12 protein-coding genes are annotated in these 19651 nt (G+C 40.6%); 5 read left to right on the forward strand and 7 right to left on the reverse strand.

What is annotated here, in order from left to right:
* Positions 1–97: 97 nt before the first annotated feature.
* The 5 genes from mobA to DPG01_RS11410 all read right to left on the reverse strand — a co-directional run bounded on the left by mobA (position 98) and on the right by DPG01_RS11410 (position 9468).
* Positions 98–724, reverse strand: a complete 627-nt coding sequence (mobA, locus tag DPG01_RS11390; protein WP_110975179.1) for a molybdenum cofactor guanylyltransferase — start codon at positions 722–724, stop codon at positions 98–100.
* The gene (locus DPG01_RS11395) at positions 724–3528 is read right to left on the reverse strand and encodes a nitrate reductase (protein WP_110975180.1); all 2805 of its coding nucleotides are present in this window, start codon (positions 3526–3528) and stop codon (positions 724–726) included. The genes mobA and DPG01_RS11395 overlap by 1 nt, the downstream gene beginning before the upstream one ends.
* A 286-nt stretch (positions 3529–3814) precedes the next feature.
* Entirely contained in the window at positions 3815–5425 is a 1611-nt protein-coding gene (nirD, locus tag DPG01_RS11400) for a nitrite reductase small subunit NirD (protein WP_110975181.1), read from the reverse strand.
* Between the two features lie 88 nt (positions 5426–5513).
* Positions 5514–8060 (reverse strand): nitrite reductase large subunit NirB, encoded by a 2547-nt coding sequence (gene nirB / locus DPG01_RS11405; RefSeq protein ID WP_086208374.1) that lies wholly within the window; start codon positions 8058–8060, stop codon positions 5514–5516.
* A gap of 34 nt (positions 8061–8094) precedes the next feature.
* Positions 8095–9468 (reverse strand): MFS transporter, encoded by a 1374-nt coding sequence (locus DPG01_RS11410; RefSeq protein WP_110975182.1) that lies wholly within the window; start codon positions 9466–9468, stop codon positions 8095–8097.
* A 647-nt stretch (positions 9469–10115) separates the two neighbouring features.
* Between DPG01_RS11410 and DPG01_RS11415 the strand changes: the two genes are divergently transcribed.
* From DPG01_RS11415 to DPG01_RS11425, 3 genes are all read left to right on the forward strand, one after another.
* Positions 10116–10703 carry an ANTAR domain-containing response regulator gene (locus DPG01_RS11415; RefSeq protein WP_110975183.1) on the forward strand — a complete coding sequence of 196 codons (588 nt, stop codon included), beginning with the start codon at positions 10116–10118 and terminating at the stop codon, positions 10701–10703.
* A gap of 3 nt (positions 10704–10706) precedes the next feature.
* Positions 10707–11708 carry an ABC transporter substrate-binding protein gene (locus tag DPG01_RS11420; RefSeq protein ID WP_110975184.1) on the forward strand — a complete coding sequence of 334 codons (1002 nt, stop codon included), beginning with the start codon at positions 10707–10709 and terminating at the stop codon, positions 11706–11708.
* Between the two features lie 267 nt (positions 11709–11975).
* Positions 11976–12254: a hypothetical protein gene (locus DPG01_RS11425; RefSeq protein ID WP_086208378.1), complete on the forward strand. Its 279-nt coding sequence runs from the start codon at positions 11976–11978 to the stop codon at positions 12252–12254.
* 471 nt (positions 12255–12725) lie between these two features.
* On the opposite strand, the gene DPG01_RS11430 is transcribed toward DPG01_RS11425, so the two are convergent.
* Complete coding sequence (locus DPG01_RS11430) at positions 12726–13838, reverse strand: beta-ketoacyl-ACP synthase III (RefSeq protein ID WP_110975185.1); 1113 nt, start codon at positions 13836–13838, stop codon at positions 12726–12728.
* A 30-nt stretch (positions 13839–13868) separates the two neighbouring features.
* Positions 13869–17807 carry an ATP-dependent RNA helicase HrpA gene (gene hrpA, locus DPG01_RS11435; RefSeq protein WP_110975191.1) on the reverse strand — a complete coding sequence of 1313 codons (3939 nt, stop codon included), beginning with the start codon at positions 17805–17807 and terminating at the stop codon, positions 13869–13871.
* Positions 17808–18151: 344 nt separating this feature from the next.
* On the opposite strand from hrpA, the gene ahpC reads away from it, so the two are divergent.
* Together ahpC and gloB are read left to right on the forward strand one after the other, a co-directional pair.
* Positions 18152–18715: an alkyl hydroperoxide reductase subunit C gene (gene ahpC, locus DPG01_RS11440; RefSeq protein ID WP_004982189.1), complete on the forward strand. Its 564-nt coding sequence runs from the start codon at positions 18152–18154 to the stop codon at positions 18713–18715.
* A 202-nt stretch (positions 18716–18917) separates the two neighbouring features.
* A complete protein-coding gene (gloB, locus tag DPG01_RS11445) occupies positions 18918–19649 on the forward strand; it encodes a hydroxyacylglutathione hydrolase (protein ID WP_110975186.1) in 732 nt (243 codons plus the stop codon).
* The last annotated feature ends 2 nt before the right edge of the window (positions 19650–19651 follow it).

Consider the following 19651-nt stretch of genomic DNA (forward strand, 5'->3'; position numbering starts at 1 on the left):
CTATTCATTGGTCAAATCACGAGATAATATCAAAATCATTTTTATTTATGCGATATGTGCCTACTGCACAGAATCCGAACCGTTTAAACGCTACTTTTTATAAAAAATTTAACTGACGATGTTGTTGCAATTCATCTAATGAATTAATGCTATGAAAAAACAGTGCATGATTTTTGAAACGTGCCACTTGTGGGTGCAAATCTGCAAAGCACTGTCTTAAACTGCGCTGATTTTGTTCAAGGTGGCGAATCAAAGTCGGTAAGCTACTGCGTTTTACCAAACAAAATGGATATAAAGCACGTTCATTCATTTCAACGATCGCCACACCACAATTTGGGTCTTGTTGCATCGCCTGATGTAAGCGTGAAAATACTTTTTTCGGAATGAAAGTCACATCACAGGGTACAAACAGTACATAATCTGATTGTACATGCGCCCATGCACTTTTCATCCCCATTAATGGGCCTTGGAAGCCTGTTTCATCATCTTCAAAAAAGCCAATGGATGGAATCAATCGTTCATAAATGGAATGGTCACGGTGGCTATTCACCCACACTTTTGTTGCCCGTGATTTTAACTGTTGATGAATTTTGATGAGCTGGATTTCGTCATCAAACTTTTGTAGCAGTTTATTAATGCCGTTCATACGACGTGCTTGTCCACCTGCTAAAATCACAACTTCAGTGTCAGGATACGTCACCAGTTTAAATATTTTTCTTTTCATTATACATCCTCAGTTTGACATGCCTTAATCAACCCTCGAATTTCAGGTAAACATGAACCACAATTTCCACCAGCCTTTAAACATGCAGTGACTTGTTTTTCATCGGTGATATTTTTTTCTTTAATGGTCTGAATAATTCTATTTTTACCCACTTTAAAACAACTACACACCAACGGTCCTTCACTTTGCCCCATCGACATTGCTTGACCAGCTAACAATGCCTTACGATGCATTGCGCTTAACCGCTCACGTTTAAAGAGACTTGCAACCCAATCCCGGTCTGGTAACAATGCTTTCGGAGCAATATAAAGACTCGCAATGAGATGTCCCTCTTGTAACACCACACTATGACTGATGTGCGCTGTTTGATCTTCTAAATTCAGCCATTCAAAGCTTTCATCTTCAAAAGGAAGTAAGCTCTTTAACTTCTCTGTCGTTTCAGTAAAACGATGGCGATCTGCTAACTCATAGCGCACTGCTTTGGCTGTTTGAATCTTTGTCCACCATACTGTACTTTCAATGGTTTTCTGAACGATGTTTTCAAAGCCTTTACGTACATAAAATACCCCTTGCCATTGGGTATAAAAGGGTTGAATCATCACAGGCGTATGTTTAAATTCAGGTTCCCCTGAAATAGCATCCACCACAGGGTTTACGACTTTACCTATACGTGCATCTGATGCAAATTGATCATTCCAGTGAATCGGTGCAAAAATTTGTCCCCGACGAATATTATCACTCACTGTGGCACGTAATACACAGTTCCCCCAAACCGATTTGATTTCAACTAACTCTCCATCTTTGAGTCCATATTTCAATGCATCGTTAGGATGAATTTCGCAATATGGCTCTGCTTTATGTGTACTTAAGTTGGCTGATAAACCGGTACGAGTCATGGTGTGCCATTGATCTCGAATTCGACCAGTATTCAATACCAATGGATATTCACTGCAAGTTTTATTAACTGCGCCAACAGCAGCTGTTGCAATAAATTTTGCTTTACGATCCGCATGACTAAACTGCCCTGTTTCAAATAACTGAGCAACAGCACCATCTTGTTGATTTTTATTTAGAATAGGCCATTGAACTGGCTCAAGGTATTGATATTCAGTAAATGAAAGATCACTTAAACCTTTCAAATTGAAATAGCGAAAAACCTCAGACGCCGAACACTGACTCAGTCCCGCATTTTGATAAGCTGAAAGCTCTGCGTGTTCCTTGAAAATGTCATGGCTACTTTCAAAGTCAAAACCACTAAAGCCCAGCTTTTTAGCCACTTGAGAAACTGACCACCAATCTGCTTTGGCTTGTTCTGGGCAGTCCAAAAAGGCACGTTGTCGTGAAATACGACGCTCTGAATTGGTGACTGTACCATCTTTTTCTCCCCACCCAAGAGCAGGCAATAACACATCGGCATATTGCGTGGTATCCGTATCTTTGCAAATGTCTGAAACAATCACTAACTCACATTTTTCTAGCGCACGTTTTACCTGATCAGCATTTGGTAAACTCACGACAGGGTTGGTCGCCATAATCCAAATGGCTTTAATTTTCCCTTCCTCAACCGCTTCGAAAAGGTCAACAGCTTTTAAACCCACTTGTTTCGCAATTGTCGGGCTTTGCCAAAACTGCTGTACCAATTGTTGGTGTTTTTGATTATCCAAGTCCATGTGTGCCGCAAGCATATTTGCAAGACCACCAACTTCACGCCCACCCATCGCATTCGGTTGTCCTGTCATTGAAAACGGCGCAGCACCCAACTTGCCAATTTTTCCAGTCAACAAATGACAATTAATAATACTATTGGCCTTATCTACCCCACGTGAAGATTGATTTACCCCCATTGAAAACAAGCTCATTACTTTGTCTGTTTGAGCAAATTTTTCAAAAAATAAGGTCAATTTCTCCGCTGAAATTCCTGTACGCTCAATCAAACTTTCGATCGAGAACTCAGTTTCACTGCTGATAAGCGCAGCATCTAGGCCTTGGGTATGCTTTGCAATAAAATCGGTATCGGTATAATGATTGGTTGCCAAATACTGCAATAGACCATTGAACAAAGTAACATCTTGACCCGGCAAAATTGGCAAGTGTAAATCTGCAGCCTCACAAGTAGCAGTAAACCGTGGATCAATCACCACGACAAAAAGATCTCTTTCTTCTTTAGCTTTCATTATGCGCTGATACAATACAGGATGGCACCATGCTGTATTTGAACCAACCAGAACCACCATATCCGTATGTTCAAAATCACGATAACTAGCAGGAACTAAATCTTCCCCAAAGGCACGTTTATGTGCTGCTACCGCTGAAGACATACATAGTCTTGAATTGGTATCAATATTGGCTGTACCAAGATAACCTTTTACAAATTTATTGACCACATAATAATCTTCTGTCAACAACTGACCTGACACATAAAAAGCAATACTTTCAGGACCATATTGATCTATATAGTGTTGGAATTTATCAGCAATTAAATCAGTTGCAGTATCCCAATCTGTTTGTATTCTCGATGTTTTTTGGATACACGTATCTAAATCTTTTTTGCGGCCTAACATTGGGTGTAAAACCCGTGTCTCTAAGCCCACTGTATCGGCTAAATTACTACCTTTGATACACAGTTTTCCGTAATTTGATGGATGATTTAAATCCCCCACCACAGACACTTTTCGCCCTAAAGCCGTTTCTTCAACAGTTGCAGTTACTCCACATCCCACACCACAATAAGGGCACGTCGTTTGTGTCGTTTTAATCATTTTTTCTGTGGAGCTATGCAGTTCCATTACAGGGATACTATTCATAGAAACTCCTTAATTTTGAAATATACAATTTGATTCATTACGACGACGTCTTTGCAAGAAAGTTAATTTTCAGGAATAAACTTCGGTTAGACCTACTTTTCTTTGTAGAAGAGTAGGCAAAACCTAAGATGCGACTAAAACAACGCAAGATCCGCAAACTCATTGCATCCGTCATTTACCTAAAAGTCCGCAGAAACATTCGTTTCCATGTTTGCTATCAACTCAAACAATAGTAGATAACGTTTCCGCGTATCGAGCTTCAATACATTAAAAGGTTGGGTTTTGATCACCCTGCTATTTTTAATGCAAAATCTTTACCAAATAACAATTTATTGCGAATTGATGAAATTGGCGTTTGATCCGAAATAAGTTCTGCATACCAAGCTCCATCTTCCGTGTCACCAAATAGAACTGCACCAATCACCTTATCCTTTTGAATAATAATGCGTTTATAAATCTGACGCTTTTCATCATTTAAAATAATATCTTCAAAATCATCTTTCGGTTCAAAATTGCCTGCTGAGAACACATCACAACCGCTGACTTTTAATTGAGTCGGTACTGTTGGCGCTTTAAACGTCAAGCTGCCGTGCTCAGCCAAATGCGATGCACAAATAAACGCTTGCCCCCAAAGTGGCTCAACCAAGCCAAAAGTCTGGTTACGGTGTTCGATACATTCACCTACCGCATAAATACTTGGGTCATACGTTTGCATGGTGTCATTCACCAAGACACCTCGGTTACAGCGGAGACCTGCACTTTGTGCTAAGGCCATATTAGGACGAATACCTACAGCAAAAACCACTAGGTCTGCATCTAAAACTGTGCCATCTTTCAAACGAACCTGTGTCACATGACCATCCACCCCAATCAAAGCTTCAGTATTCGCCTCTGTAATGATTAAAATGCCCTTTTGTTCGATACTATGACGTAACATTTGGCTCGCTTTACTATCTAGCTGACGCTCCATAATGCGATCCATCAAATGCAACACCGTCACATTCATACCACGCTGTTTTAGGCCATACGCCGCTTCCAAACCTAGTAAACCACCGCCAATCACCACAGCATTCTTTTTAGATTTACTGTATTCAAGCATGGTATTCACATCGTAAATATCACGGAAACTCAGCACACCTTTTAAATCCGAACCTTGCACAGGCGGGATAAATGGTTTTGAGCCTGTCGCTAAAATCAAACGATCATAATCTACCATCACGCCTTTTTCGGTATAAACTTGCTTACGTGGGCGGTCAATACGCACTGCTGGGTCGCCTGCAATAAAGCGAATATTTTTATCGCTATACCATGCATGTGGATGCAACATGATGTCATCAATAGTCTTATCACCAGATAGAACAGGTGATAGCATGATGCGGTTATAATTACCCCATGGCTCTTCACCAATCACCGTCACTTCATAACGATCTGGTGCCATATCGAGTAAATCCTCTAGGCAACGCATACCTGCCAAACCGTTCCCCACCAAGACCAACTTCATTTTTTCCTGAGAAGTACCATTATTGGTGATATAGGTTTTTTGTGGCGTTGGGCTAATGAGTACACGACCATTTTCAATCTTGCTTGGGAAAACCAAAAGTTTTTGATCTTTATCTTCCAAACAACGACCTGTTGCTAAACTAAAATGTTGCTTATAAATAGGCGACGCAATAACACGCTCACCTTGTAAATCACCAATGATGCCACGTGACATCACAAAAGCTTTACTAAACGGATCTTGGTTGCTCAAAGCATAAACACGCTTTTCACTGCCTACCCGAAAAATTGCAATTTGTTGGTCTTCGAGTAGCGCACCTACACCTGTATTTGGCGTAATATCATCCAAGGCGCAAATATCCAACCAATCCAATTCATTCATATCTTTTAAAATTGTCATCATCTTTATCCTTTTAAACTTTTTCATCCCCTCTCTATATTTTCTGTTAAGAGAGCACTAGAGAGAAAAGTTTGAATACCTTAATTTGTTAAGCTTCAACCACAGGAATACGGCTGCTATCACGTTCCGCTTCAGTTTTCGGACGAATTTGTCCACGTACAGAAGCAAACTGAATATGCGGATCTTGTTGTTGTTCAGCTTTTGCATTGATAAAGGTGACAAAACGCTTACGCACCTCTGGGTCTTCAACCGCAGTACGCCACTCATCCTGATACGTCCCAACCACATGGCTCATGCGATTCTCAAGTTCAGTAGCCAGACCTAAAGAGTCATTTACAATAACGTCTTTTAAATAATCTAAACCACCTTCCATGTTGTCACGCCATACTGATGTACGTTGGAGACGATCCGCAGTTTGGATATAGAACATGAAGAAACGGTCAATGTATTGAATCAGCGTTTGTGTATCTAAGTCTGAAGCCAATAATTCTGCATGACGTGGTTTCATCCCACCGTTACCACAAACATATAAATTCCAGCCTTTCTCGGTTGCAATCACACCCACATCTTTACTTTGCGCCTCAGCACATTCACGTGTACAACCCGAAACTGCCATTTTTAATTTATGTGGTGAACGTAAGCCTTTGTAACGATTTTCAAGGAAAATCGCTAAACCAACAGAATCATCAACCCCATAACGACACCATGTACTGCCAACACACGACTTCACCGTACGCAGTGATTTACCGTAGGCATGTCCAGATTCAAAACCAGCGGCGATCAACTTTTCCCAAATTTCTGGCAATTGGTGAATTTGAGCACCAAACATGTCAACACGTTGGCCGCCTGTCAGTTTGGTATATAAACCGTATTCTTTGGCAATTTGACCCACTGCAATCAAACCATCTGGTGTCACTTCTCCACCCGCCATACGAGGTACAACCGAGTAAGACCCGTCTTTTTGAATATTTCCTAGATAGTAATCATTACTGTCTTGCAGACCAGCATGGCTTGGTTTTAAAACAAAATCATTCCAACACGATGCTAAAATATTTGCTGCAGCTGGTTTACAAATATCACAGCCTAAACCATGACCATGTTGTTGAATCAAATCATCAAAGCTTTTGATTTCATTCACTCGTACCAAGTGATACAACTCTTGGCGTGAATAAGCAAAGTGTTCGCAAATATGGTTATTTACAGTCACGCCTTGGCGTTGTAATTCAGATTTTAATACTTGCGTCACTAACGCTGCGCATCCGCCACATGCTGTTGCCGCTTTAGTGCATTTTTTTAGAGCTCCTAAAGACGTCGAACCCTCTGCAATTGCGCTACAAATATCTGCTTTAGACACGTTATTACATGAACAAATCGTTGCACTGTCTGGGAGCAGATCAACACCACTTCCACCTGTTTTTGCTGAAGATTGAGCATAACCCGGCATGATTAAGCTTTCAGGATTCTCTGGAACTGCTAATCCATTCAGCATCATTTGTAATAAGTCGTTGTACTCTTTTGCACAACCCACCAGTACTGCGCCTAATAATTTCGTTTTTTCGGCATTCACAACAATCTTTTTATAGACCATCGTGTCTTCATCTGCATAGAAATAGCTTAGTGCATTCGGTGTCATCGCATGCGCATCCCCGACAGAAGCAACATCTACTCCCATAAGCTTCAATTTGGTGCTCATATCTGCACCCGCAAACTCTGGACAAGCTTGTTCTGTCACATGTTTTGCTGCAATACGTGCCATGTCGTAGCCTGGAGCAACCAAACCGTAGATCTTGTTATTCCATAATGCACATTCACCAATCGCATAAATGTCAGCATCAGAAGTTTGACAATAATCATTAATGACAATACCGCCACGCTCGCCAACAGCCAAACCGCTTTGACGCGCCAATTCATCACGTGGACGAATCCCTGCTGAAAACAACACAATATCTGTTTCAAGTTCAGAGCCATCTCCAAACTTCATCACGTGTGTAGCATTAAGACCATCTTCGATGGATGATGTTGCTTTTTGGGTATGAACTTTTACCCCAAGATTCTCAATTTTAGAACGTAAAACTTTACCGCCTAAATCATCAATTTGAACTGCCATCAAGCGTGGTGCAAACTCAACCACATGTGTTTCCAAATCTAAATCACGTAGTGCCTTAGCCGCTTCTAAACCGAGTAATCCACCACCAATCACCACACCAGACTTTGCGGTCAGACTTGCTGCGCGAATTGCATCTAAATCTTCAATGGTGCGATATACGAAACAGTTTTGACGATCATTTCCTGGGATTGGAGGAACAAAGGCATAAGAACCCGTTGCGAGCACCAACTTGTCATAACTGATCACATCGCCATGATTCGTGGTGATCAATTTATTTACTGTATCAATTGCAGTTGCTTTAGTCGCTAAGCGGAGATCTATACCATAAGCATCAGCAAAGTCCGCACGACATAAGGTCAAATCTTTTGCAGATTTACCTGTAAAATATTCAGTTAAATGTACACGGTCATACGCTAAACGTGGCTCTTCTGCCAAGATCGTAATTTCAACATCATCACCTGCATGTTCTAGCACAGATTCAATGAATTTATGCCCTACCATGCCATGACCAATCATCACTAATTTCATATCAATTCTCCTTAATTCCTGTTGTTATTTTGGCTTAAACGCTTTGTTTGATTACAGTTGAAGCATTTTGCTCCACGCTATTTCGCTCAAGTAACGCAGCTTCAAATAACTTTTGCTCTTTCTCTTTGTGTTCTACGGAGAAACGAATCATGAGCACACAACTTGCGGCGATGACGACCAAGCCACCTAGAATCATGAGTGTGGTTTGAATATCCAACATCCCTTTAAGTAAGAAGCCTGCAGCCACAGCACCAACGTTACCACCAGCACCGATAATGCCTGCGACACCGCCCAAAGCATCACGGTCAATGAATGGAACCAATGCATAAGTCGCACCACAAGCCATGTGAGTAAACAATGCAAATACGGTCATTGCGAGAATGGCAAGGACTGCTGTATTCATTTGTGAAAATACGATTAAGAACAGACCTTCCATCAAGATCATTGCAAATAGAACTTTAGTACGACCATCTAAGCCTTTTTTAGTTGCAATTTTGTCTGAAACAATGCCACCAAATGCACGGGCAAATAGAGCCAGTAAGCCGAAAATGCCCGCAGCCATACCTGCTTCTTTTAAACCAAATTTAAAGTGATCTACGTAGTACATTGCGACGATGTTATGAATGAAGATTTCGATACCAAAACATGCAGCATAAGCACCAAACAAAATCCAAACACGATAGTTTTTTGCAGCATGCATCAAAATAGCCACACCGCCTTTTTTATCAGAACCAACACTTACACCATCTGCACGTAGTACTTTAAAGTTGCCTTGTGGACAGTCTTGTGTAAATTTCCAATACATCAAACCGACAATCAGCATCAATATGCCTGGAACAAGTAATGCAATTCTCCAGCCCATAGATTGCTCAACACCAAACATCACTAAAGCACCAAGCATCAATGGCATAAGTACTTGTGTTGCACCTCCACCAGCATTTCCCCAACCTGCTGCCGCCGCATTTGCAGTTCCAACTACATTTGGTGCAAACATGATGCTAGTGTGATACTGAGTGATGACAAAACTTGCACCAATTGCACCGATAAGCAAACGAAAGAAGAGGAATGACTCATAGCTATTTGCTGAAGCAACGCCAAAAACTGGAATACTGCCTAGGATAAGAAGTGCTGTATATGTTTTGCGTGGACCGTATTTATCACACAGTGGACCTACAATCAGACGAACAAGAATGGTGATGGCTACGGCTGCAATATTAATATTGGCGATTTGATCTTTTGTGAGATGAAATTCACCTGCTATAACAGGCATCAATGGCGCACAGGCAAACCATGCAAAGAAGCAGACAAAAAAGGCGAGCCAACTCATGTGGAAGGCTCTCATTGCTGCGCCATTGAAACTAAAAAGACTTATTTTTGTTGCTTTTTTAGCATTTAAATTTGAAGACATAACCTTCTCCAGACAGAACTGAGCGTATTGTTTTTCCACAACACAAAAACTTGTGGTGTAGAAGCGATCAGAACGGACGTCGTTGGCCGTCTTACAAATTTGATTTAGAGTCGTCTTTGACTCGATTAAGATTAAGCAATGATTGTGCCAACATTTAAAGAAACTAGTTAATATAATGATTTTTATTGTTTTTTATAATTAGAATACTTGCACTATAGCCAATATCAGCCCGTCCTTTTCAAGAGGCAACTTCATGTTTTTTCGACTTCTTAACAGCGTGATCACTATTGGTGCATTTTGCATTATCGCTGAGCAAACAACGAATTTTTGAATTGTCTCTGTGCTCTCTAGTGGGTCTCACGTTACTCTTCAAAAGTAATTTGTACTTCAAGCTGTATATTTTAATTTGTGTTAGGCTTCTATTTCATCCAATGTGTTTAAACAGGCTTGTTTAGACAAGCAACTCAGATACATATTTTTCTTTGATTAAAGTCTTTTTTACTCGGTATACACAGCTTATAGCGAATCTCTACGTAAAAAATTGACTCACCAATCTGAGATAAAGCTGGATTTTCATACATTTGGCATTTAAATTGCTAGCACAATTTTAGATCCCATTTTTCAGGTTTACCTGAGCACTGTACAGCATGCCTAAACTGAAAATCGCTTTGATTGACGACAATCAAGAACGCGCACAATTTATTCGTACATCCCTTATCGAACATGATTTCGATGTAGTTGCCTGCCTGATTATAGATCACTTGAATATTAATCGCCTTGAGCAATTAAATGCAGACGTTATTTTATTAGATATGGATCACCCACAACGGGATATTATTGAAAGTTGCGTGAGCCAGTTCAACTTACCTACTGTTTTATTTACTAAAAACAGCCATAAAGACACGATTAAAAGTGCCATAGATGCGGGTGTTACAGCTTATATTGTGGATGGTATAGACCCGTCAAAGTTAAAAAGTATTTTAGAAATATCTATCGAGCAGTTTTGTAAACACAAAAAGCTACTTTCCGATTTACAAGATACTAAAAATAAACTTGCAGACCGTAAAGATGTAGAGCGTGCAAAGGTATTACTTATGCAACTACACGACCTGTCCGAAGATGATGCTTTTCAGCTGTTACGTAAAAATGCCATGAGCCATCGTATGACTATTGGTGAAATGGCAAGACGACTGTTGGATGCTCAACAGCTTCTACAATCTCAATTCAAGGACTAAGGCATGGCTCATTTAGAAAAGACGCAACTTCAACTGGGCTATATTCCGCTTTTAGACTGTGTTGCTTTATTATGGGCAAAACAACGAGGTTTTTTTGAAGAAGTCGGTTTAGATGTAAGCTTAGTCAAAGAAGCTTCTTGGGCGAGCTTAAGAGACCGTTTAGCTTTTGGTTTTCTTGATGCAGCCCATTGTCTATCTGCGATGTTACCTGCGGCTGCACTGGCGCAGGATCAACTCGGTATTCCACTACAAACACCGCTTGTTCTGAGCTATAACAGTGCATTTATCAGTTTGAGCCAAAAGCTCTGTTATGCACTAAACATTCAAAAAAATGACGATGCAGCAGTGACTGCACATAAGTTTTATACTGCAATGCAGCATAAACAACAGCTGGCTATTGCACATGTCTTTAAGCAATCTATCCATCATTATTGCTTACGTGAATGGCTGGCATTAGCCAATCCTGATTTTGCGAAACATGTTCAACTACGTACACTTCCCCCACCCTACATGGTAGAAGCCATTTCAAATCAACTCATTGAGGGATTCTGTGTCGGAGAACCATGGAACACTCAAGCTGAAATTCAAGGTTATAGCCAAATTATTGCAACTGGAACAGACATTATTCCGCGGGTTGCAGATAAGGTTTTGGCAGTCACGCAAGAATGGGCCATATCCAATCCAAATACACTTTCAGCCTTAGTCCAAGCTATAGAAAAAGCCCAAGATGAACTCAAAAAAATGGAAAATTTTGAAGCTGTATGGCAGGTTCTGGTCGATTACAACATCATTCGTTTCCCATGTTCTGATAGTGTACATGTTGAAAAATATTATCTAATTCAAAGTATTATTCGCGGCTTTATTAGAGAACATGCTTTGCCACAAGTTTCAGACTTCATTTGGCTTACCGAGCAAATGCAAAAATGGGATGATGTGGATTTAAATAATAATGAAATCCGCAGAATTAGTGATAACTGTGTCATTTCACCAAAACTTAATTTTTAAATTATTACGAAATGTAAACCGAGTTGTAATTACGCACCATTTTAGAACATCTATTTTAAATAATATTATGAAGTAAATCTAAGACCTAACTTGACCGACTTTTTAAAGGAAATCTTTCCTTGGCTTCTGTCTATCTGGCCTTGCTATTTACTTAAACTTAAAGCGATGTAAGCTATTTTTTCAAACATGAAAACAATAGATAAATGAGTCATGATGACTACTGATACATAGAACATCAAACTAACCGATGAATAACGGAGGTGAATTATGTTTACCGAGGAAAATCGCCATGTATCTTTATTGCATGCGATTAATAAAATACTGATTAAAGACTGGGACCCACTATGTATTTATCGTAATCCAGCTCTACAAGATGAATATGAAGAATACTTACCTAATTTATTTCGCTTTATCTGTGAAAAATCCAGTGAAACTGAGATTTTTGAGTATTTATGGTGGATTGAAAATAAAGTCATGGAAGTCAAAGCCAATAGAACACACACGATGAAAATTGCTCATTTATTGAAAAATTTACAAGAAACTTAGTTGATCATTGTGCAATGATAAATCAGCACCTAAAGCAAAAAACCGCACAATGCCAAAAGCAAAGTATTGAGTTTATTTCAAACCAACAAAACCACTTAGGCAGGGCTGTTTTCCGTGCACTTTAATGCTTCACGGCCACCACAAATCAAATATCGTTGCTGTGTAGCAATATCGCTATATAAGCTGACACATGATCAACGGCGCCAAACTTTTATGGTCCTGCACTAAAGTGGCAAATAAAAATGGCCATGATCAGCAATACTGACCATAGCCACGTGATATTGATTGCTAAAATAATCAACCAACATCGGCGAATCGAATATACGTACTTAGAATGATCCGCCATATACATTACAGCTTGCGATACATTTGACCACTCAGCACCAATATAGATCAGTGCGAACTAGCCTTTAGATCGAAGTTAAACCGTTCAATCCATTTCGCATCAGACTCAACTTGTAACATATAGCCTTATGCAACGTGTTTTTTCACCAGTACTGCACCAACAGAATAACCTGCACCAAATGAGCACAGGATGCCATATTCACCATCATTAACTTGGTCTGCTGTGCGGTGCAACGCAATGATGACCCCTGCTGACGAGGTATTTGCAAACTCATCTAAAATGATTGGCACTAAATCGGGTTGAGCATGTTCTTTGCCCACAACCAATTTTAAAATCAATTCATTCATACTGGCATTGGCTTGGTGCAACCAGAAACGTTTCACATCAGTCGGTGCAATATTGTTTTTCTCAAGCTGCGCTGTAATCATTTTGGCAACCAGTGGACAAACTTCTTTGAACACTTTACGACCGTCTTGAGCGAAACGATTATTTTCAATGTCTGCATCGACTTCACTTAAGTTTAAGAAACCAAAGTTATTGCGGATGTTATTTGAAAACTGTGTGAATAAGTTAATGTCTTCAATTTCAAAACCAGTTTTGCTGTGGGTTTCTTCAATGATTGAAGCCGTTGCGACATCACCAAAGATAAAATGGCAGTCCCGTGAACGGTAGTCGGTATGACCAGAGGTGATTTCGACATTCACCAATAATACACGGCGTCCGCCTGCTTTGATTGCATCATAGGCTTGTTTAATGCCAAAAGTTGCTGCCGAACATGCCACGTTCATGTCGTAGGCATAGCCTTGAATACCAAGTGCAGTTTGAATTTCAATTGCAACCGCAGGGTAAGCTCGTTGTAAGTTTGAGCATGACAAAATCACGACATCAATATCTTCTGCAGTTACGCCTGCATTTTCCATCGCTTGTTTCGCTGCGATCACGCCCCATTCGGCTTGAATCGAGAGTTCATCATTTGAACGCTCATGTAACAATGGCCGTAAACGCTTCGGATCTAAGATCCCTGTCTTCTCAACCACATAACGACGTTTTACACCAGATGCTTTTTCAATGAACTCTGCGCTTGACCCACGACGGGCTTCCAACTCGCCCGAAGCAATTTTGTCAGCATTGTCTAGGTTATACTGTTCCACATAAGCATTTAAACTTTCAACTAACTCTTCATTGGTAATGATGTCTTCAGGATGATAAAGACCCGTACCTGTAATGCGGATGCCCATGTAAAACTCCTTCTTTAAATTACCTATAGTTTAACTGATTCCAAGTTTTTCCCATACTTTTTGCAAGCGAGTCGGAGAAATGGGCATCTTTGTCTTCATCGGCTGAGAGAATAAAGAAATCCGAAACTCCTCAACCATGAAATACAATTCTTTAAGGCGAGTGTCATTTTTAAACTTAAATAATTTTTCCATCCACGGGTCAACTTGATCAATGGCAGAATTATCCCTCTGTAGGTTATTGGGCAGGCGCTCCAAACGCAAGACCAATGCTTTCAAATAACGAGGAAATTCAAGCCAAATATCGGAAGATTTTACGTAAACAAAGTTTGATAAGCACATCAAATCTAGCTGATCTTCAACATCATCAATATTTTTCCCAAACACCGCATCATCTAAAACCAACAACTTTCGACGTATATCCTGCCATTGGATATAGATCTCTGTCACATCTGCCAGTGCTTTTTGCCCATGAGTCAGAAAAGTTTTTTTGACATTTGCAACTAAGTTTTCAAACTCTTGTGCATTGACCGGCAGTTCATTGATCGACATTTGCAGTGTGGCATAAACCAGCATTTGTTCCAATTTTGCCTTATCACCCAAAGGTGAATACGCCAATGCCAACGGTTTGGAAATTTGCTTTTTCAACTGACGGACCAAATCTCCCAGCTGTATATGTACCAAACGAAGTACACCCTCGCGGTGCTGTTTAGTTGCCTCAGCTTGATCATTAAAAGTCTGAATCACGACACCAGACTCATCCTTTTGTTCCAATGCAGCAAATGTCTTGGTCGGAACCAAAGCTTGATACTGCTTCACCACCACGCCCGTCACTTTTTGGGACGCTTCAAACACAAAACTTTCAGGGAAAGTTTGGAACTCTCCTTTGAGTTGTTTGACTGGGCTATGGGTTTCCGTTCGACAGCGCGCTTTTAACTCAGCTAAATCACGACCTTGTTCTATCACACGGCCTTTATCATCCATCACTTTAATCAGCGGCAACAAATACTGTTCAACCCGATCAAAACTAAAGTCTTTTTCAGTGATTTGTTCGCCACGTAACTGGAAGGCTAAAAAACTAAAAATATGCTGCTGCAAATGCATCGCATCCACTTTCGCCATTAGCTTTGCTGCTGTATCAGGGATAGGCACCAAGTGACGACGTTTATCTTTAGGCAGTGCTTTGAGTAAGGCTTCCATTAAGTCCTGACGCCAGCCAGGAATGCCCCACGACCACAAGTTTTCATCCACCTGAGGCAAGGCTTGCAACGGAATTTTCACTGTTGCACCATCTTCGTCATGGCTTGGATCAAAACGGTAGCTGGCCGCAAGGCGCAGTTCACCATTACGTAAAAAATCGGGAAATTGCTGTGTGGTTGGACGGTCGTTCATCCACAGCGAATCATCATCAATAAATAAATAACGTGGGTTTTGTGGTTCAACCGTTGCGCGCCAGTCTTCAAAACTACGACGACTTGCCACCTCTTCAGGAACTTTAGCCGCATAAAACTGGTAAATGGTTTCTTCATCCACCACCAAATCACGGCGGCGTAGCTTATCTTCGACCCGCTCTACCTCTTCAAGTTTAAGCAGGTTGTGTTTTAAAAATGGTGGTGTAATGCCCAAATGCCCTGTCGTCAGTGCATCTCGAAGAAAAATTTCATGTGCTGCAACATGGTCAACTTTTTCATAGTTGATCTGACGTTTTGGTTCAATAATTAAGCCAAATAATGAAATTTGGTCATAGGCATTAACCACGCCTGCTTTTTTCGACCAATGCGGCTCAAAATAGTGGTGCTTCAGCAAATCACCTGCCGCAAGTAAAATCCACTCAGGTTCAATTTTTGCCAGTGTCCGAATATAGACCTGTGAGGTTTCCACCATCTCAAAAGCCATGACCCAAGGCGTATTGGTTTTGTGCAAGGTAGATGCTGGAAAAATGCGGGCCTTTTGCTGACGCACCGCCATAAACACATTGCGTTCATCGGTTTTATTGGCAATAAAAGACAGCAGACCTGTTAAAAGCGCACGGTGTAAATTTTCATAATTGGCTTTTTTTTCATTAAAAGACAGCTTTAAGCCCTTTGCCAAATCAACCAATTGCTCATGAGTTTTCTTCCACTCACGTAAACGCAACCAGCTTAAAAAGTGATTACGGGCAAAAGTACGACGTTTGTTTTCACTCATGTCTCGGTTGGCAACCAGTGCTTCCCAAAGTTTAAGATAGAACAAAAAGTCAGAATCGGCTTCACGGAACAACGCATGTTTTTGATCTGCCTGCATTTGTTTATCCGCAGGGCGTTCACGTGGGTCTTGTACGGCCAAAGCGGCAACAATCACCAAGACTTCATTCAACACACCAAAATGTGCCCCGCCTAAAATCATACGGGCCAAACGTGGGTCAATTGGCATTTTGGCCATCTGTTGACCAATTTTGGTTAAATCTCCTTTACTTCCCCCTTTGGAAAAGGGGGATTGAGGGGGATTGCCTTCAGATGTATTTGCCCCAACCTCTCTTTGTAAAACAGGGGTTTTACCTTTCTCCGTCATTGCCCCAAGTTCAACCAACAACTTACGACCATCGTTAACTAAACGATGATCTGGCGGCTCAATAAAATCAAAATCTTCTAACGCACCCAGCCCTAAACTTTGCATCTGTAAAATAACTGAAGCTAAGTTCGTTCGCTTAATTTCGGGTTCGGTAAACTCAGGGCGACTTTGAAAATCTTCCTCAGAATACAAACGAATACATACACCTGGGGCAATACGACCACAACGACCTTTACGCTGATTTGCTGCGGCCTGAGAAACCGCTTCAATCGGTAAACGCTGTACACGTGAACGATAGTTATAGCGAGAAATACGCGCAAAACCACTGTCAATCACATAACGAATATTGGGTACAGTCAGTGCTGTTTCTGCAACGTTGGTGGCGATAATAATGCGTCGCCCGCCACCTGATGGATTAAAGATTTTTTGTTGTTCAGCCAAGGCCAAGCGTGCATATAAAGGTAAAATTTCTGTATGTCGCGGCCCATGCTTTTGCATAGTTTCTTGTAACTCACGGATCTCTTGTTCGGTACTGGCAAAAATTAAAGTATCAGCATATTCAGGATGACCTTTTTCTTGTGCATCCTGAAAACATTCCTCTACAGCTTGCACTACAGCACGAGGTAAGTTTTCTTCAAAGTCATCAAACTCATCATCATCACTACCGCCAATGCTCATTTCCGATACAGGGCGATAACGTAGTTCAACTGGAAAACTACGACCTTCTACTTCAAAAATAGGTGCATTGTTAAAGTACTGACTAAAACGGTTTACATCTAAAGTTGCCGAAGTGATGATGACTTTTAAATCTTTACGGCGGGGCAAGAGCTGTTTGAGATAACCCATGATAAAGTCGATATTAAGCGAACGCTCATGTGCTTCATCAATAATAATGGTGTCGTATTTATTGAGATAACGGTCATTGGCCAACTCTGCCAGCAAAATACCATCCGTCATCAAGCGAACGATTGAATCCTGCGATCCTTGTTCATTAAAACGAACTTTAAAGGAAATCGACTCGCCAAGTTTTTCACCAACTTCTTCCGCAATACGCTGGGAAACACTACGTGCGGCCAAACGACGTGGCTGTGTATGACCAATCAGACCCGTTAAACCACGACCCGCCAACATCGCAATTTGCGGTAGCTGCGTCGTTTTACCCGAACCCGTCTCCCCTGCAACGATAATCACTTGATGCGCTTGAATGGCATCAATTAACTTATCTGCATACTGTGTAACAGGCAGGTCTTGGTTGAGTTTAATATTTGGAATGCGTTGAATACGCTCTAAAACTTTTAAATGTGACTGTTCAAATAATGCTTGATATTGCTTTTCGTTGGCATCGTTTCCTTTTTTGAGGCGGTTTAAACGATGACGGTCTTTCACCATCACCAATTGCTCTATATTTAAAGGACGCTGCACAGAAAAAATACCCACATCAAAAACATCAATCGCTTAGTTTACGTGGTAATACAGCGAAGCGAAAGTACAGCATAATTTTTTTAATTTTAACTTTTTTCAAATATCCCCTTGAATTTTAAGCCTAGGGACATCATGTCTGTAGACGAGTTGCGGAATAGATGATTTTGTCATTTAGTCATCATATTTATCATGCTAAATGAACAGAATGATCACATTCGCTGAAATAGTCTGGAGTAAGATTCGGTTTTTCCGATTCTTGTAATGTAAAAATACTGTTTCAGCAATAACAAAAATTTCGATACCCTATTCAACATTAAATACAAACCCCAATCATGGAGACAATGATGAGCTTAATTAATACTGAAGTAAAACCATTCGCAGCTACTGCATATCACAACGGTCAATTTGTTGACGTAACTGAAGCAGATCTTAAAGGCAAATGGTCTGTAGTATTCTTCTACCCAGCTGACTTCACTTTCGTTTGCCCAACTGAACTTGGTGACCTTGCTGACAACTACGCTGAATTCCAAAAATTAGGCGTGGAAATTTACGGTGTTTCTACTGACACTCACTTCACTCATAAAGCTTGGCACGACACTTCTGAAGTTATTGGTAAAATCCAATACCCATTAATCGGCGACCCAACTTGGACTCTTTCTAAAAACTTTGACGTTCTAATCGAAGCTGCTGGTCTTGCAGACCGTGGTACTTTCGTAATCGATCCAGAAGGCAAAATCCAAATCGTTGAAATCAACGCTGGTGGTATTGGTCGTGATGCTCAAGAATTACTTCGTAAAGTTAAAGCAGCTCAATACGTTCACGCTCACCCAGGTGAAGTTTGCCCAGCTAAATGGAAAGAAGGCGAAGCAACTCTTGCTCCTTCAATTGACCTAGTAGGTAAAATCTAATCTAAATTAGATTGAACACATAAAAAACCACGCTTTTTAGCGTGGTTTTTTATGGCCAAGATAACAGTACAATATGACAAGAAAGAGAAAGCATAAAACAATAAATACCTATCCTTTTACGTCTTCCATGATTCATGACTAGAATTCAGTGTCTGTACCCGCTACAGTAGAATGAATACATGTAACACATTGAAGAAAAAAGATGACTTATCAAGTTCATATGATTGATGTGAAAAATCAGCTCCAAAACTACATTTGGTTGCTAGAACACACCACATCAAAACAAGTCACAGTAATTGACCCAACAGAAGCGGGATTAGTTGAAGAATATTGTACTAAACATGGTTTAAGCATTGCTCAAATTTGGCTGACTCATTGGCATAAAGACCATATTGGCGGTGTCGCTGACCTTATTGTAGGTCAGAATATTCCTGTGTATGGACCACGGGAGGAATTATCAAAAATTCCTTTTATCACCCATGCATTGATGGATGATGACTACTTTGCATTTCATGATTTACATGTCGATATCTTAGCCGTTCCTGGTCATACACTGGGCCATATTGTGTACTTTATCGAATCCATCCAAACTCTATTTTGCGGTGACACCCTGTTTGCTATGGGCTGTGGGCGAGTGTTTGAAGGCACACATGAGCAGATGTACCATTCACTCAATCGTTTAGCAGCTTTGCCTGCCGAAACCAAAGTCTATTGTACGCACGAATACACGCTCTCTAACGCGAAATTTGCCAACCATGTCGAACCAGACAATATTGCCATTCAAGAGCGTTTAGACCATGTAGAAACCATGCGCTATTTGGGTCAATGTACCCTCCCGAGCAGTATTGAAATCGAACTTGAAACCAATCCTTTTTTACGTACAGAAAACGTTGAAGAGTTTAAGCGACTGCGCGATCTGAAAGACCATTTTTAAAT

Origin of the sequence: Acinetobacter sp. WCHAc060042 (assembly GCF_003231195.1) — a bacterium.
Classification (GTDB): domain Bacteria; phylum Pseudomonadota; class Gammaproteobacteria; order Pseudomonadales; family Moraxellaceae; genus Acinetobacter.

Bases quoted from the DNA above. Each gene is read 5' to 3' on its own strand.
- mobA (WP_110975179.1), bottom strand. From the start codon at position 724: ATGAAAAGAAAAATATTTAAACTGGTGACGTATCCTGACACTGAAGTT.
- DPG01_RS11395 (WP_110975180.1), bottom strand. From the start codon at position 3,528: ATGAATAGTATCCCTGTAATGGAACTGCATAGCTCCACAGAAAAAATG.
- nirD (WP_110975181.1), bottom strand. From the start codon at position 5,425: ATGACAATTTTAAAAGATATGAATGAATTGGATTGGTTGGATATTTGC.
- nirB (WP_086208374.1), bottom strand. From the start codon at position 8,060: ATGAAATTAGTGATGATTGGTCATGGCATGGTAGGGCATAAATTCATT.
- DPG01_RS11410 (WP_110975182.1), bottom strand. From the start codon at position 9,468: ATGTCTTCAAATTTAAATGCTAAAAAAGCAACAAAAATAAGTCTTTTT.
- DPG01_RS11415 (WP_110975183.1), top strand. From the start codon at position 10,116: ATGCCTAAACTGAAAATCGCTTTGATTGACGACAATCAAGAACGCGCA.
- DPG01_RS11420 (WP_110975184.1), top strand. From the start codon at position 10,707: ATGGCTCATTTAGAAAAGACGCAACTTCAACTGGGCTATATTCCGCTT.
- DPG01_RS11425 (WP_086208378.1), top strand. From the start codon at position 11,976: ATGTTTACCGAGGAAAATCGCCATGTATCTTTATTGCATGCGATTAAT.
- DPG01_RS11430 (WP_110975185.1), bottom strand. From the start codon at position 13,838: ATGGGCATCCGCATTACAGGTACGGGTCTTTATCATCCTGAAGACATC.
- ahpC (WP_004982189.1), top strand. From the start codon at position 18,152: ATGAGCTTAATTAATACTGAAGTAAAACCATTCGCAGCTACTGCATAT.
- gloB (WP_110975186.1), top strand. From the start codon at position 18,918: ATGACTTATCAAGTTCATATGATTGATGTGAAAAATCAGCTCCAAAAC.